Origin of the sequence: Haloferax marinisediminis, assembly GCF_009674585.1 — an archaeon.
Lineage (GTDB): Archaea > Halobacteriota > Halobacteria > Halobacteriales > Haloferacaceae > Haloferax > Haloferax marinisediminis.
In genome coordinates this window covers 2,688,450-2,701,817 of sequence record NZ_WKJP01000001.1, presented here as the reverse complement: position 1 = coordinate 2,701,817, position 13,368 = coordinate 2,688,450, and the positions used below count along the sequence as shown (strand labels likewise).

Genomic DNA, 13,368 nt, shown 5'->3' with positions numbered 1-13,368 from the left:
CACCAATTTTCACCAGTCGACCCCGCTACCGGCGGGCGAATTAAGGTCATCGCGCGCCACTTAGATGACATGAAGCCCCGACGAGTTCTCGGTCTCGCTGCGGCCGGTGTCGGCCTCGCTGTCGCCGCAAACGCGAGCCTCTCGAAACGTGCTGGCCCGCTCGAACCTCCGCTCTCCGGTGACCAACGGACGTACCGCTGGCGCGGGATGACCGTCTCCTACGTCGAGGCAGGTGACGCCGATGCGCCGACGCTCGTCCTCTTCCACGGTATCAACGCGGCCGGGTCGTCGGGTGAGTTCCGCGAAATCTTCGACGAACTCGCCGAAGACTACCACGTCGTCGCCCCGGACCTCCCCGGATTCGGACTCTCTGACCGTCCACCGTTGTACTACTCCCCGGCACTCTACGAGGACTTCGTCGGCGACTTCCTCGCCCGGTACGACGACCCGTCCGTCGTCGCGTCGTCGCTCACGTCTGCGTACACAGTCACTGCGGCGTCACGAGACGACGTCTCGGTCTCTCGCCTCGTCCTCATCTGTCCCACCCAGCGGGGCGGTCCGGAACCCAAGGAGTGGCTTCGTGAACTCGTCCGCGCGCCGGTCGTCGGCGAGGCGCTTTTCAACGTTGTCGCCTCCCGACAGTCGATTCGTTACTTCAACGACGACCACGGCTACTACGACCCAGCGAAGGCGAGCGACGAGTGGGAAGCGTACGAGTGGCAGACGGCACACCAGGAGGGCGCCCGGTTTGCACCCGCGTCGTTCATCTCCGGCTACCTCAACTCGGACGTGGACCTCGCGTCGGAACTCTCTGCCCTCGACGTGCCGACGACGCTCATCTGGGGTCGTGAGAGCGACATCACGCCGCTGAAAGACGGCCGAGAACTCGCCGAAGCGGCCGACTGCACACTCGTCGTCTTCGACGAAGCGATGCTCCTCCCGCACGTCGAGTTCCCGAACGCCTTCGTCGAGACAGTCCGAGACGCGCTCGCGTAACGATGCTTGGAGGAACGCTCGACGCGATGTCGCTGTTCCTCTACGGTGCCATCGCGCTTCTTGCGGCAGGGTTCTGGGTGTGGGCCATCGGGTCGTACGTCTACGGGTGGACCTCACCGGGCGAGATTCTCGAACGACAGGAAAACTGAGACTATGTGGTTCCGTACCCAGCGTGCGGTTACTCGTCGACCGGGTGGAACACGAGTAACTGCTCGCCAGTCGTCTCGTTCACGTCGGCGTCAGGCGTGACGTTCATCCCGAGTTCGACCTCTGCGTTGGGGACGTCGCGGACGACGCCCGTGAGTCGGACGGGACCAAAGGTGGCGATTGCCGTCACGTACGGTGCCGCGTCGGCGAAGTCCGGCGCGGGGACGTGAATCTCGGTGAAGGTGACCACGGTACCCGTCTCGGGGAGCGGTTCTTCGGTCAGTTCAGCGTCTCCACAGTGCGGACAGGAGCGCCGCGGTGGGAGCGACCCGTGGCCGTCGGGGCAAGCGAGGTAGTAGCCCTCTCCGTCGGCGATGGCGGCCAACCACTCGTCGTAACCCGTGTCTGCCATCAGTTCATCACCTCCAGCACGTGGACGACAGCACTCGCCACGGTTCCACCCGCGTTGTGGGTGACGCCGATGCGAGCGTCCGGGATGGCACCGCTGTTCGCGTGGTCGCCGCGGAGGAGTTTCGTCATCTCGACGACCTGCGCAGTTCCCGTCGCACCGACTGGGTGTCCTTTCGCTTTCAACCCGCCAGAGAGGTTGACGGGGAGGTTACCATCACGGGTCGTCTCGCCCCGTGCGGCCGCGCCGATACCCTCACCGGGCTCGTAGAACCCGAGTGATTCGAGTGCCAGCACCTCGGCGATGGTGAAGCAGTCGTGGACTTCGGCCACGTCGACGTCGTCGGGCGTGATGGCGGCGTCCGCGTATGCCATCTCTGCGGCTTTCGTCGCCGCCGGTGTCTGGGCGAGGTACTCGCGGTCCTGCAGTGCGGCCTTGTCGCCACCCTGTCCGGCCCCGGCGACTCGAACGGGGGCGTCGACGTCGTGTTTATCCGCGTAGTCGCCGCTGACGAGGACGACGGCACTCGCACCGTCGGTGATGGGACACGCGTCGTAGAGCGTCAATGGGTCGGCGATGGTGGGACTTTCGAGGACGTCTTCGACGGTAATCTCACGGTGGAACTGTGCGTACTCGTTCGTCATCGCGTTGGCGTGGTTCTTCACTGCGATGTGGGCGAGGTCCTCGTTGTCACCGCCGAACTCGTCGAAGTACGCCCGGGCCATGAGCGCGTACGCACCCGGGAACGTGACGCCTGCGCGGACTTCGAACAACTCGTCGGCCGCGATTGCGAGCGAGCGAGTCACCTCGGACGTGCCGAGGTTGTTCATCCGTTCCATCCCGCCGACGAGGACGACGTCGGCACCCCCGCCGCGAATCGTCTGGACGGCCTGTCGGAAGGCGACACCCGCGGAGGCACACGCCGATTCGTAGCGGGTTGCTGGGCATTCGAGTCCCGCGGCCTCGGCCACGACCGGACCTTGGTGGCCTTGCCCCTCTGCGAGTTCACCCATGAAGTTCCCGTAGTGAATCTCCTCGTAGTCCTCGCGGGGGAGCCCGGCCTCGTCGCGGGCGGCGAGTGCTGCCTCGGCGAACAGATCGCGGCCCGTTCGCTCGGGGGAACTGCCGAACTTGGTCAGTCCGACCCCGGCGATTCGAACGTCGTTCATGAATGAAAGTACGTGATAGATGCCCCTTGAACCTGCCGTTCACGGGAGCACGTGAGTGGTAAATATCGAGACGGCGGTCAGTTCTGCGGGCACGCCTATCGCAACGATTACCCTCGGCCCGCGTCACCTCTGTGTATGACTGAGTGGATTAGCGAGACGTTCACGAGCGACGTCGGATGGTCACACCTCGAGACGCTCGTCGACATCGGCAACCGAATGGCAGGGTCGCCCGGTGAACGCGAGGCGATGGAAGTGACGCGCGACGCGCTCGAATCCGTCGGTGCGCGCAACGCCCGCATCGACCCCTTCGAGATTCAGGGCTGGGAACGCGGCGACAGCACCATCGTCGCGCACAACACGACCCAAGACTGCATCGCGCTCCCGCGCAGTCCCGCAAGGACGGTCTCCGGTGAACTCGTCGACCTCGGATACGGACTGCCCGAGGACTTCGACCGCGACCTCTCGGGCAAAATCGTCGTCGTCTCGTCGACCGTTCCCGACCACTTCGACCGCTTCATCCACCGCCGCGAAAAGTACTACTACGCCGTCCAATCCGGTGCCGAGGGCTTCATTTTCGCGAACCACGTCCCCGGCCAACTCCCACCCACCGGGAGCGTCGGAACCGCCGATGCACCCATCGGTGACATCCCTGCAGTCGGCGTGAGCAAGGAAGTTGGCGCCCGCCTCGGCCGTCGATTCGAGGGAGAAGAGGTCACCATCGAAGTCACCTGTGAGACCCCCGAGGCCGAAAGCGGAAACGTCCACGCCGAACTCGGCCCCGAGACCGACGAGGAGGTACTGGTGACGAGTCACCTCGACGCACACGACATCGCCGAAGGCGCGATGGACAACGGCGCAGGGACCGCGATGGTCGTCGAACTCGCCCGCGCACTCGCTGCCCGCGAAGACGAACTGGAGACACGGGTCCGATTCGTCTGCTTCGGCGCAGAAGAAGTCGGCCTCGTCGGGTCCGAACACGAAGCAACGCGACTGGGCGCAGACCGAGCGAACGTCAAGGCAATCGTCAACAACGACGGCGTCGTCGCCGGACGAACGCTCCGCCTGCACACCCACGGCTTCGACGAACTCGAAGACGCCGCCCAGACCGTCGCACAGCGCTTCGACCACGATATCTCGACGATTCCCGAGCAACTTCCGCACAGTGACCACTGGCCCTTCGTCGCCCACGGCGTTCCGGCGTACATGGTCGGCAGCGAGAAGAAAGGGCGCGGCCGCGGATGGGGTCACACCCACGCCGACACTATCGAGAAACTCGAATCGCGGACGCTCCGCGAGCAAGCAATCTTGCTGACCGAACTCACGGTCGAACTCGCACGCGCAGACCGCGAGATTCCACACGCGGCACCCGAGGATATCGCTGCGGCACTCGAAGCCGAAGACCAGGCGAAGGGGATGAAGGTCACCGGCGACTGGCCGTTCTGAGACCGGCAGCGAAGACGGTCGACTCCTCGGTTCCGTCTCACGGTCGGACCGAACCACGAGGGCTTTTATTCGGGGCAGCGTAGCACGGCACGATGCTTACGGGCTCGCCGGAGGTGGACGACGATGAGATTTGCAGTCGTCGGTGACGAGTCGGTCGCTGCGGCGATTCGAGCGGCGGGTGCCGACGTCGTCTCGTCTGACGAGACTGCGACTGCCGACGCCGTCGTCGCAGTCGGCGAGTCGTCACTCTCTGACGCCGTACTCGACTCGCCGTGGGACGCTCCGGTCGTCCCCGTCGACTGTTCGATGCCGTGGTCGACGCCTCGTCGTCACCTCGAAGACGCCGTCGCGTCGATACGTGCAGGCGAGCGACGCGTCGTCGACCACCCGATTCTCTCGGTCTCCGTCGATGGCGACCACGCGGGCCGCGCACTCTTCGACGCCATGCTCGTCACGAGTGAACCGGCGCACATCTCGGAGTACGGCGTCGCGCACGCTCGGTCGGAACACGCTGTCTCGCCCGACCACGACGACCTGACCGACGCCGACGAGTGGGTGCCCGTCGACGAATTCCGTGCGGATGGCGTCGTCGTCGCCACTCCGCTCGGGAGTACTGGGTACGCTCGTGCGGCGGGCGGGTCGGTCGTCGGTCCGGACGCCGGTGTGGCCGTCGTCCCCGTCTCTCCGTACGCGACGCGGACCGACACGTGGGTGTTCCAACCACCGCTTCGGCTTACGGTCGAACGCGACGACGCACCCGTCTCACTCGTCATCGACGACGACGTCGTCCGCGAGGTTCCACCGTTCGAGCCCGTCTTGGTCACCGTCGACGGGACGGCCCAACTGCTTCTCGACTGAACTGCGCGGCCGTCGATGGACGGCGCTCTTGTCTCGTATTTTTCCGCTCCTGAGTCGCCGTTGCAGTCGCTCACGAGCGACTGCGCTCGGGACTAAAAAATCGGGTCCCTCGTGATGCTACCGAGCGGGTCTCGGAGATGTTGCAGAAAACGGAGGCGTCCAGACCGTCTCAGACGACGACGTTCCAGGCGCCTTCGATGAGGAAAAAGAGGCTCTGGTACGCAGCGTACAGGAGCACGAAGACCGCGGCGGTGAGCGCACCGTTCGGACGTTCGAGTGGGCGGTCGTTGCGCGCTTCGACGTTGCGGGACTCGAACTCGAAGAAGTCGGTCAGGAACATTCCGACGACGAGGACGGACATGACCATCCCTCCGTGTGGTTCGAAAAGCAAGAAGACGAACGAAACGAGCACCAGTCCACCGGACGTGATGCTGTGCGGCAGGTAGCGCGAGAGTTCGTCTGCACCGTCTTCAGCCTGCTTGACGTGTGACCGGTGTGCGAGGAATCGCGTTGCGAAGTTCGCCAGCACGAGCGCGAGTATCGCGAAGGGGATCACCGGTTCGACCGCAGCCAACTGGTCGAGTGGGACGAGGAACTGCAGTGGTTGCATACAGGAACGTCGGAGGGATACTCATTAGAGTTTTTCCAATCTGACGCGGCACGAGTCGGACGTGGCGGCCGCTATCGTGTGGGGGTTTTTATATGATTTCTCGCGAGACGAGAAGAGAGGGCGCGTGAGGGTTTACTGCGCGTTGCGGCGTTCTTTGAGCGCGGACATGATCTGGTGGCCCGCCGGGATGAGGACCCAGAACGTGAGCGCACCCAGGAGCGCGAACCAGAGGAACGCGTCCATCAGGGTGACGCCGATGATGTTGAAGATACCCTCGGTCGCACCCGCCGACAGTGGTTCGATGAGCTGTTTCGTGCTCTCGAAGCTGCTCGTCCGGTACCACGACGCGAGAACCAGCCACGCGAGACCGGCGCCGGTTAGGATGCCCAGCCCCTTGATGAATTCGTCAGCCATTGTTCGAACCTTCGCCGGAGTCCTCTTGAGACTTTCCCATTCCGCGAGCCCTAAATCTCGTCCCGAGGGTGTACACGACGGCACCGAATGCGATGATTGTCAGGCCGAACACCGCGAGTACCGTACTCAGCAAGCCGTCGGCGACACCAATGCCGACGACGCTCAGGACGTTCGAGAGAACTGCACGAAGGGCGCTCACCTGTAGTGTCGCGGCGTCGAGGAAGACGAACCCGAGGACGACGCTGACGACGGCGATGAGCGTCGAGAAGACGGTAATCGTCTTGTAGAGGCGCATCGGGACGACGATGTCGCGTCGCCCGCGCCGACCGCGCCGGCCGCGTTGGCTCCCTCCCGACTCGCCGGTGTCGTGAGGCCCACTGGTCGCATCGCTATCTGTCATTATGTACGCTAAGAAGGGACGATTGGTAGTGGTTCCGCTCTACTTCGGCGGGCGAAGCCGGTAGTAGCGACGGTTGAGGTTGTACATGTAGCCCTCGCGCATCGTCTTGAGCACCGCGTAGGTGACCGTCCCGAAGACGATGGGCAGGAGGAACGTCAGGTCGAACAGCAGGTCGACGTTCATCGGCATGAGGTTCTTGACTGCCAGCAGCGAAATGGTCATCGCGAAGACCACGCCTGCGATACCCACTGCCGCCCAGAACGGTTGCTCGACGGGACGCCGGGCCGACCCCTTGTTGAGGAAGGGGACGATGGCGATGAAGCCGACGACCACACCGTTAGCGAGCACACCGTACGTACGGTCGGCCATAATCTTCTGGCCGCCGAGGATGGCGAGCTCGGGGTTCAGCGGGTTCAGCTTGAGCAGCCCGAACGACCAGTAGAGGTACCAGTCGGGCAGGATAATCGCCGGCGTACTCGATGGGTTCGCCGGCGGGCCGATGTGCGGTGGCATCGTCGCCGAGAGGAACAGAATCATCCCGACGAAGAACGACGCAATCGAGAGGTTCCGGACGGTCTCGTGCGGCCACGTCGGGAACGCGAGCACGTCGCGTTCGACGTAGTCGGACTCCATACGGAGGTCCTGGTCTTCACGACGGGCACGCTCGAAGTACTCGTACGTGAGTCGGGAGAGCCCCGTCTTGCGAGCCTTGCGCTCGCTCCACGTGGGCGTCTCGTTGTCCGGGGCCACGATGCCCGTGCCGTCGGTGCGAATCTCCTTGTTTTCGGGTTCGTTGTCGCTCATGTTTGTCACCTCAGTGCGGCTCCGCGATGCCCTGCACCCACACGATACCGATGTGAATCGCGATGAGTGTCGTCACGACGAACGGGAGCAGGAACACGTGAAGGATGTACATGCGCTGGAGCGTCGCCTGACTCAGCGTGAAGCCGCCGAACAGGAGCTGTGCCACCCACTCACCGGCGAGCGGGACGGACAGCGACATCTCGACGCCAATCTGACCGGCCCAGAAGGCGAGCTGGTCCCACGGGAGAAGGTATCCCGTGTACCCGAACACCATCGTCAGGCTGATCAGGACGATGCCGAGGAGCCAGTTCAGCTCGCGGGGTTCCTTGTACGACCCCGTGAAGTAGACACGGAGCATGTGCAGGAACACTGCCGCGACCATGACCTGTGCCGCCCAGCGGTGGACGGAACGGAGCATGAAGCCGAACTGAAGGTCGCGCATGATGAACTCGATACTGTTGTATGCCGTCGTCGGGTCGCCGGTCGTCGCCGGGGAGTAGTAGAACCCGAGGAGGGCGCCACTAATCGCCGCGACGACGTACGCGAGCGTCGAGAACAAGCCCAGCGTGTACAGGGGGTACCAGTACCAGAACTTGTTGTCGAGGTTGTACTGCTCGGTGTGACTCTTCGGCATCTGGAGGTTCACTCGGTAGTAGAGTGTCTCCAGAAGTTCGAGGTAGTCGACGATCCGAAGTCGCTTATCCAGCCAGATGAGCGTGGTGAGGAAGGTGGCCTCGATCGGCGTGAGGTCCTTCGTCTTCATCCAGGCTTTGTGGTCGTGTTCTTCTTTGCGTTCGAGACTCATGATTTATCGCTTGTAGTAGGGGTACACCGCGCGCTTGACCTGGTCCCACGCACCGTCACCGAGCGTGACACCGTCGACGTCCTCCTCGCGGACGTAGAGGTCTTCCCACTTGCGACGTCGCTTCTTGACGATCATGACGTCTGGAAGGAACTCCTTGCGGTACAGTGCGAGGATGAACGCGAGGTCCACGAAGATGACGGCGAGGATGCCACCGAGGAACATGTTACCCGTGTCCGTCAGACCCCACCCGGAGACGAATCCGTAGGTGAAGAGGAAGACGAACACGACCTCGATAATCGTCAAGAGGACGATCGCGATGGCCGCCGCAGTACTCTCGCGTGCCGGTTCGTATCGGTGAATATCGCCGTATGTGCTTCCGGTCGAGGACATTATTCGCCACCTCCAGTGTTACCCGTGTTGGGGGACTCGCCGTACTTCAAGATGAAGAACGAGTAGATGACGGTGACGATGATTCCGAGGATGGTCGCCGCGCCGACCCAGTGTGCCTGAATCGGAACACCGAGTTCCTCGAGTTCCTTTTCGCCGCCGCCGCCACCGACTTCGACAGTCGCCACGTCGCCGCCGACGGCGACGGCGCCGAGCATACCCAGCGCCTTGTGTGGCTCACAGAAGTACTTGCTAATGCCTGCGTCACCTTCTTCAAAGGTGTACTCGTAGGTGGTGCCGGCTTCAGCAACGGGCGCACCGGAGTCGAGACCTGCTGGTCCTTCTTCCATCTTGACGTTGTGTCCGCCGCCTTCGCCAGTCCATTCCCACGTCACGGTCGTACCGGGGTCGACCCAGATGCCGGCCGGGGCGAACGCCAGATTCCCACCGTTGCCGGAGGCACCAACTTCGACTGTCACTTCGCTCTGGCCGCGGAGGTCTGCGTAGCCTCCGTCGACGCCGTCGAGCCAACCGCCGAAGTCAGGTTGAACCTGCGCTCCACCGCCGCCTTCCTGCGAAGCAGCGGCGGTCCCGGCGGCAGCGGTCGCGGCGGCTGCTGTACCGCCGGCCGTTCGGAGAAACTCCCGCCTTTTCATACGGTCGTTGGTCAGGATGGGATGCGCTTAAACCCACCGACTATGCCGCCACGGAGGGGGATTAGCGCAATCCGACGAGGGCAGTTACGAGCCCTCAGAACTGAGGGGTTCACCGTCTGGCCCTTCGACCAGCGACTGAACCTCCGCGTCGCCGTCGAACGACGGGACGAACGCCGGCCGTTCGCCGTCTTCGAGGCCAATCGCGCGGAGTCGGTCACGATACTCTTCAGACCGGAACCGGTCGGAGAGTCGTGCGTTCGCGACAGTGACGAAGAGGAAGAGACCGATGAGGAGGAAGCCAAAGCCGACGACTGGCGCGACGATCGACTGGACCGTCGGGACGATAATCCACGCACCGATGAGTGCGACCCCGCCGAGTAACTGCCCGAAGGCGACGATTTGGAGCATCCGGTTCCCGAAGTCGCCGGTCCCCTGCGAAACTTCGTCAGGGCTGGGGAGACGGACGTTCTCGGGTGCGCTGTTCACCTCGAAGTCGTCCATCGAACAGAGTGCGACGGTGGGTTTCACGTCCCGGAGGACCGTCCCCTCGCCTTCGACGCTGCCGTCTGGATAGACGACTGCGTAGCCTTCGTCTGAGTACGCGAGGATTCGAGGCTCGCCGTTTTCGGTGACGCGTTCGAGCACGGCGAACACCTCTCGGATTGCGACCCGGTATCGGAGTTCTTCTTCGACGCGGTCGAGGAGTTCTTCGCCGACGACCCACGAGTCCGGGTCGAACGCTGCTTCCCACTCTTCGACGCTCATCTTCGCCATATCTGCGGGGCCGAAGTTTTCGAAGTCGTACTTCTCTTCGACCTCACGGCGAAGGGCTTCGAGTTCGTCCTCGGACACCGCATCGTCGGCACCCGCGTCCGGCGACGTTCGGTCGTCGGCCGGTGCGGAAGACGAATCTGCCATCGGCGGAAGTAGGACCTTGGTCGGTAAACGTGTTCCGACCCCGAGTCGATTGGACCGACCCGCGGAGGCCCCATCCACCCGGTATACTGGGGCAGCCACTCACTGAGTCATCCCACGACACTGGTCTAGCGCTCGAACGTGCGTGCGTGCATCGGTCCATTTACGCCGCCCGCGTGCTAACGGCGGGCGATGGCAGACGAGACGACCCTCGCCACCCTCGCCGCGCTCACCGTCACGGCCAGTCTTCCGTTCTACCTCTACGGTGCGTGGATTATGATAGACGCCGAGACGGTGTCGTGGGACGTTCTCGTGTACCACCTGAAGGTCATCTTCCCGGGGCTCGTCTTGAACACGGTCCCGGTCGTCACGTGGATGATGCCGCGACTGCTCCAACAGTTGAACGGGCTGAGCGCCCTGCACGCCATCCTCGGCCTGCAGGCGTACGCGATGCTCGTCTTCGCACTCACCGGTATCGTCCGCATCTTCCAAGCGAAGTGGGAAGCGGACCTCTACCGTAATCCAGACCCGACAGTCTCACTCGACGACCTCCACGAGAACATGGGTGCGTGGCGTGGCCGCCTCCGAATTGGCGTGTTCGGGTACGTCATCTTCTGGTTCCTCGCGTGGCTTCTCGGCGTGTACCGATACGTCACGGGGTATCTGCTCGTCTAAGGTCTCTGCTCGTCTCCCTCTCTCTTACCACTCGTCGCCGCTGGCGAGGTCGACGTCGTGGTCGAGTTTCGACGACGGACAGATATCTTCGAGCGCGCACGCGTCACAGTCTGGGTTGCGGGCGTCACAGACTGCGCGGCCGTGACTGATGAACAGGTGGGTGAACTGCTGCCAGTCTGTCTCGGGGACGACAGGCATGAGGTCTGTTTCGATTTTTTCGGGGTACTCCTCTTCGGTGAGGCCAAGTCGGCGCGAGAGGCGCTGGACGTGCGTGTCGACGACGATTCCCTCGACGATGTCGTGCCCGTGTTGGAGGACGACGTTCGCAGTCTTCCGGCCGACGCCGGCGAGCTCGGTGAGTTCGGACATCGTGTCCGGAACCTCACCGTCGTGCTTTTCGAGTATGTCCGCGCACGCGCTGCGGATGTATTTCGCCTTGTTGTTGTAGTAGGTGATGGAGTTGATGTCTTCGGCCAACTCCTCTTGGTCGGCGTCGGCGTAGTCCTCGGCTGAGTCGTACTTTGCGAACAACTCTGCGGTGACCTTGTTGACGCGCTCGTCGGTACACTGCGCAGAGAGCATGACGGCGATGAGGAGTTCGAGACGGTTCGAATAGGTGAGAGAGATGGTCGTATCGGGGTACTCCTCGTAGAGTCGGTCGAGGACTTCTTCGGCTTGCGCCGTGCGGGTGTCGAGTGGCGTGCCCATATCTGTGGGTGCGACCCGGTCGGTTTCAGTCGTTCGGGTTCCGGCGACCAAGTCACCGGCCGAGGCGACTCCGGAGTCCAACGATTTATCATCTACGACCGTGAGCAGACGACTATGTCTGCTATCGACCTTCCCGGCCGGCGCGAAGCGTGGGTGACCGCGGCCGCGACGCTCGCTGGATACGGTATCATCCTCACTGCAATGTTCGTCGTCCTGTTCGTCCTCCCCTACATCGCCTTCGCGGCGTAATCACTCGCGGGCGTCGGTCTGTGAAAAGACTGTGTGGTCCCTTCTCGGAGCGCAGAACGCCGGTCAGGCGAACGCGCGCGAGACGGATTCTGTGTCTTCTGCTTCTTTCTGAATCTTCTCCCAGGCGTCGAGGAAGTCCTGCATGAAGATTTCCGTGCGGTCGTCGCGGATGGCGAACATCCCGGCTTCCGTACAGATTGCCTTGACGTCGGCACCGGACGCGTCCTCGGCGAGTTCGGCGAGTTCTCTGAAGTCCACGTCGTCGGAGACGTTCATCTTCCGCGTGTGAATCTTGAAGATAATCTCACGTCCGTCCTCGTTCGGCTTGGGCACCTCGATGAGGCGGTCGAACCGGCCGGGGCGGAGAATCGCGGGGTCGAGCATGTCGAAGCGGTTGGTCGCCGCGATGAGGCGGATGTTTCCGCGCTCGTCGAAGCCGTCCATCTCGGCGAGGAGTTGCATCATCGTCCGCTGGACCTCGGCGTCGCCGGAGGTCTTCGAGTCGGTCCGCTTGGATGCGATGGCGTCGATTTCGTCGATGAAGATGACGGCCGGTTCGTTCTCGCGGGCGACCTCGAACAGGTCGCGGACGAGTTTCGCGCCCTCACCGATGAACTTGTGCACCAGTTCGGACCCGGCCATCTTGATGAACGAAGCGTTCGTCTGGTTCGCGACGGCCTTCGCCAGCATCGTCTTCCCGGTACCCGGCGGGCCGTAGAGGAGCACGCCAGCCGGCGGGTCGATACCCACCTTCTCGAACATCTCGGGACGGTCGAGCGGCATCTCGACGGTCTCGCGGACCTCTTGCATCTGCTCTTCGAGTCCACCGATGTCCTCGTAGGTCACATCGGGGCTGTGCTCGACTTGCATGACGCGTGCCCGGACGTCTGTTTCCTTGTCGAGTCGCTTTACGATAGACAGAGAGTTGTTCACAGCGACACGCGCGTCAGGTTCTAACTGCTCGCGCATCTCGTCAGTCACCTCGGTGAGGGCCTCTTGGTTGTTACCATGCTGCTTGATGATGACCCCCTCGTCGGTGATTTCCTGCACCGTCGCAACGAAAAGCGGCGACTGCTTGAGCTTCTTGTTCTCGTGAGTAAGACGCTCGAGCTTCTGCTGATACTTGTTGTTCTCTGCGTTTGCGTCGAGGAGTTTATCGCGCATCTCCTCGTTCTGCGTTTCGAGAACTTCGAGCCGCTCTTGAAGGGCGGTGATCTTCTCCTGCTGCGACGCCGAATCCTTGTCGTACGGTAGGTCGACGTCGTCCACAGTGTCGGTCATCAGGCGGGATAGGGCACAGGCTCATAAGAGGCTTCGGGTGTATGAGGGATTCGCCGGCTATGAGGCGTCTATCTACTGAGATGACGAGTCTGACGTGCGTCACACATATTCTCAAGAGTAATAAAACAGGATAGCAAATATTATCTAATAGCATTGCCTGTGGATAGATACGATGAGCACCACCGAAGCGGTCGAACGAGAATCCGAGCCACAAACTGAAGACCGGTGGGCCGCGGTTCGCGACATGCCCCCGAGTGCGAAGTTGGTCGCGAAGATACTCGACTACGAAGACACGCTCACTCAGAGCGAAATCGCCGAAGAGTCGCTTCTTCCCCCACGGACGGTTCGCTACGCGCTCTCCCGACTCGAAGAGGAAGGCGCGGTCGACTCCCGATTTTCGTTCTCTGACGCACGAAAGCGTCTCTACACACTCAACATTTAA

The 13,368-nt window shown here is 62.7% G+C and carries 19 protein-coding genes; 7 read left to right on the top strand and 12 right to left on the bottom strand.

The window, feature by feature from the left end:
* The first annotated feature begins 69 nt into the window (after nt 1-69).
* Together GJR98_RS14000 and GJR98_RS13995 are read left to right on the top strand one after the other, a co-directional pair.
* Nucleotides 70-996, top strand: a complete 927-nt coding sequence (locus GJR98_RS14000) for an alpha/beta fold hydrolase (protein ID WP_151139259.1) — start codon at nt 70-72, stop codon at nt 994-996.
* A 2-nt stretch (nt 997-998) separates the two neighbouring features.
* The gene (locus GJR98_RS13995) at nt 999-1,145 is read left to right on the top strand and encodes a hypothetical protein (RefSeq protein ID WP_154269751.1); all 147 of its coding nucleotides are present in this window, start codon (nt 999-1,001) and stop codon (nt 1,143-1,145) included.
* 29 nt (nt 1,146-1,174) lie between these two features.
* Here GJR98_RS13995 and GJR98_RS13990 read toward each other — a convergent pair whose 3' ends face one another.
* Entirely contained in the window at nt 1,175-1,555 is a 381-nt protein-coding gene (locus GJR98_RS13990) for a Zn-ribbon domain-containing OB-fold protein (protein ID WP_151139258.1), read from the bottom strand.
* Nucleotides 1,555-2,721 carry a thiolase domain-containing protein gene (locus tag GJR98_RS13985; RefSeq protein WP_151139257.1) on the bottom strand — a complete coding sequence of 389 codons (1,167 nt, stop codon included), beginning with the start codon at nt 2,719-2,721 and terminating at the stop codon, nt 1,555-1,557. The genes GJR98_RS13990 and GJR98_RS13985 overlap by 1 nt, the downstream gene beginning before the upstream one ends.
* A 135-nt stretch (nt 2,722-2,856) precedes the next feature.
* On the opposite strand from GJR98_RS13985, the gene GJR98_RS13980 reads away from it, so the two are divergent.
* Both GJR98_RS13980 and GJR98_RS13975 read left to right on the top strand, forming a co-directional pair.
* A complete protein-coding gene (locus GJR98_RS13980; protein WP_151139256.1) occupies nt 2,857-4,164 on the top strand; it encodes a M28 family peptidase in 1,308 nt (435 codons plus the stop codon).
* Between the two features lie 123 nt (nt 4,165-4,287).
* Complete coding sequence (locus GJR98_RS13975) at nt 4,288-5,022, top strand: NAD(+)/NADH kinase (RefSeq protein WP_151139255.1); 735 nt, start codon at nt 4,288-4,290, stop codon at nt 5,020-5,022.
* 169 nt (nt 5,023-5,191) lie between these two features.
* On the opposite strand, the gene GJR98_RS13970 is transcribed toward GJR98_RS13975, so the two are convergent.
* From GJR98_RS13970 to GJR98_RS13935, 8 genes are all read right to left on the bottom strand, one after another.
* Nucleotides 5,192-5,632, bottom strand: a complete 441-nt coding sequence (locus tag GJR98_RS13970) for a DUF7313 family protein (protein WP_151139254.1) — start codon at nt 5,630-5,632, stop codon at nt 5,192-5,194.
* A gap of 132 nt (nt 5,633-5,764) precedes the next feature.
* A complete protein-coding gene (locus tag GJR98_RS13965; RefSeq protein ID WP_151139253.1) occupies nt 5,765-6,046 on the bottom strand; it encodes a DUF7314 family protein in 282 nt (93 codons plus the stop codon).
* Nucleotides 6,039-6,446 carry a DUF7315 family membrane protein gene (locus tag GJR98_RS13960; RefSeq protein ID WP_151139252.1) on the bottom strand — a complete coding sequence of 136 codons (408 nt, stop codon included), beginning with the start codon at nt 6,444-6,446 and terminating at the stop codon, nt 6,039-6,041. The genes GJR98_RS13965 and GJR98_RS13960 overlap by 8 nt, the downstream gene beginning before the upstream one ends.
* A 39-nt stretch (nt 6,447-6,485) precedes the next feature.
* Nucleotides 6,486-7,250: a cytochrome bc complex cytochrome b subunit gene (locus tag GJR98_RS13955; protein WP_151139251.1), complete on the bottom strand. Its 765-nt coding sequence runs from the start codon at nt 7,248-7,250 to the stop codon at nt 6,486-6,488.
* Nucleotides 7,251-7,260: 10 nt separating this feature from the next.
* Nucleotides 7,261-8,055, bottom strand: coding sequence for a cytochrome b (locus GJR98_RS13950; RefSeq protein WP_151139250.1), 795 nt, complete (start codon nt 8,053-8,055; stop codon nt 7,261-7,263).
* Nucleotides 8,056-8,058: 3 nt separating this feature from the next.
* Nucleotides 8,059-8,445: a DUF7318 family protein gene (locus tag GJR98_RS13945; protein WP_151139249.1), complete on the bottom strand. Its 387-nt coding sequence runs from the start codon at nt 8,443-8,445 to the stop codon at nt 8,059-8,061.
* A complete protein-coding gene (locus GJR98_RS13940) occupies nt 8,445-9,098 on the bottom strand; it encodes a halocyanin domain-containing protein (RefSeq protein ID WP_151139248.1) in 654 nt (217 codons plus the stop codon). The genes GJR98_RS13945 and GJR98_RS13940 overlap by 1 nt, the downstream gene beginning before the upstream one ends.
* Before the next feature lie 84 nt (nt 9,099-9,182).
* Entirely contained in the window at nt 9,183-10,016 is an 834-nt protein-coding gene (locus GJR98_RS13935; protein WP_151139247.1) for a DUF7319 domain-containing protein, read from the bottom strand.
* A gap of 189 nt (nt 10,017-10,205) precedes the next feature.
* Between GJR98_RS13935 and GJR98_RS13930 the strand changes: the two genes are divergently transcribed.
* Entirely contained in the window at nt 10,206-10,688 is a 483-nt protein-coding gene (locus GJR98_RS13930) for a DUF7321 family protein (RefSeq protein ID WP_151139246.1), read from the top strand.
* Nucleotides 10,689-10,712: 24 nt separating this feature from the next.
* Here the strand turns inward: GJR98_RS13930 and nth are convergent, their stop codons facing one another.
* Nucleotides 10,713-11,396, bottom strand: coding sequence for an endonuclease III (gene nth / locus GJR98_RS13925; protein ID WP_151139245.1), 684 nt, complete (start codon nt 11,394-11,396; stop codon nt 10,713-10,715).
* Between the two features lie 114 nt (nt 11,397-11,510).
* Between nth and GJR98_RS17860 the strand changes: the two genes are divergently transcribed.
* On the top strand, nt 11,511-11,645 hold the full coding sequence (locus GJR98_RS17860; RefSeq protein ID WP_255518442.1) for a hypothetical protein: 135 nt from the start codon (nt 11,511-11,513) through the stop codon (nt 11,643-11,645).
* 63 nt (nt 11,646-11,708) lie between these two features.
* On the opposite strand, the gene pan1 is transcribed toward GJR98_RS17860, so the two are convergent.
* Nucleotides 11,709-12,926 carry a proteasome-activating nucleotidase Pan1 gene (gene pan1 / locus GJR98_RS13920; RefSeq protein ID WP_151139244.1) on the bottom strand — a complete coding sequence of 406 codons (1,218 nt, stop codon included), beginning with the start codon at nt 12,924-12,926 and terminating at the stop codon, nt 11,709-11,711.
* Nucleotides 12,927-13,098: 172 nt separating this feature from the next.
* On the opposite strand from pan1, the gene GJR98_RS13915 reads away from it, so the two are divergent.
* Nucleotides 13,099-13,368 (top strand): helix-turn-helix domain-containing protein, encoded by a 270-nt coding sequence (locus GJR98_RS13915; RefSeq protein WP_151139243.1) that lies wholly within the window; start codon nt 13,099-13,101, stop codon nt 13,366-13,368.

Coding starts and splice junctions, on each gene's coding strand:
- GJR98_RS13975 (WP_151139255.1), top strand. CDS start 4,288: ATGAGATTTGCAGTCGTCGGTGACGAGTCGGTCGCTGCGGCGATTCGA.
- GJR98_RS13980 (WP_151139256.1), top strand. CDS start 2,857: ATGACTGAGTGGATTAGCGAGACGTTCACGAGCGACGTCGGATGGTCA.
- GJR98_RS14000 (WP_151139259.1), top strand. CDS start 70: ATGAAGCCCCGACGAGTTCTCGGTCTCGCTGCGGCCGGTGTCGGCCTC.
- GJR98_RS13955 (WP_151139251.1), bottom strand. CDS start 7,250: ATGAGCGACAACGAACCCGAAAACAAGGAGATTCGCACCGACGGCACG.
- GJR98_RS13985 (WP_151139257.1), bottom strand. CDS start 2,721: ATGAACGACGTTCGAATCGCCGGGGTCGGACTGACCAAGTTCGGCAGT.
- pan1 (WP_151139244.1), bottom strand. CDS start 12,926: ATGACCGACACTGTGGACGACGTCGACCTACCGTACGACAAGGATTCG.
- GJR98_RS13950 (WP_151139250.1), bottom strand. CDS start 8,055: ATGAGTCTCGAACGCAAAGAAGAACACGACCACAAAGCCTGGATGAAG.
- GJR98_RS13930 (WP_151139246.1), top strand. CDS start 10,206: ATGGCAGACGAGACGACCCTCGCCACCCTCGCCGCGCTCACCGTCACG.
- GJR98_RS13935 (WP_151139247.1), bottom strand. CDS start 10,016: ATGGCAGATTCGTCTTCCGCACCGGCCGACGACCGAACGTCGCCGGAC.
- GJR98_RS13970 (WP_151139254.1), bottom strand. CDS start 5,632: ATGCAACCACTGCAGTTCCTCGTCCCACTCGACCAGTTGGCTGCGGTC.
- GJR98_RS13990 (WP_151139258.1), bottom strand. CDS start 1,555: ATGGCAGACACGGGTTACGACGAGTGGTTGGCCGCCATCGCCGACGGA.
- GJR98_RS13960 (WP_151139252.1), bottom strand. CDS start 6,446: ATGACAGATAGCGATGCGACCAGTGGGCCTCACGACACCGGCGAGTCG.
- GJR98_RS17860 (WP_255518442.1), top strand. CDS start 11,511: ATGTCTGCTATCGACCTTCCCGGCCGGCGCGAAGCGTGGGTGACCGCG.
- GJR98_RS13915 (WP_151139243.1), top strand. CDS start 13,099: ATGAGCACCACCGAAGCGGTCGAACGAGAATCCGAGCCACAAACTGAA.
- nth (WP_151139245.1), bottom strand. CDS start 11,396: ATGGGCACGCCACTCGACACCCGCACGGCGCAAGCCGAAGAAGTCCTC.
- GJR98_RS13940 (WP_151139248.1), bottom strand. CDS start 9,098: ATGAAAAGGCGGGAGTTTCTCCGAACGGCCGGCGGTACAGCAGCCGCC.
- GJR98_RS13995 (WP_154269751.1), top strand. CDS start 999: ATGCTTGGAGGAACGCTCGACGCGATGTCGCTGTTCCTCTACGGTGCC.
- GJR98_RS13965 (WP_151139253.1), bottom strand. CDS start 6,046: ATGGCTGACGAATTCATCAAGGGGCTGGGCATCCTAACCGGCGCCGGT.
- GJR98_RS13945 (WP_151139249.1), bottom strand. CDS start 8,445: ATGTCCTCGACCGGAAGCACATACGGCGATATTCACCGATACGAACCG.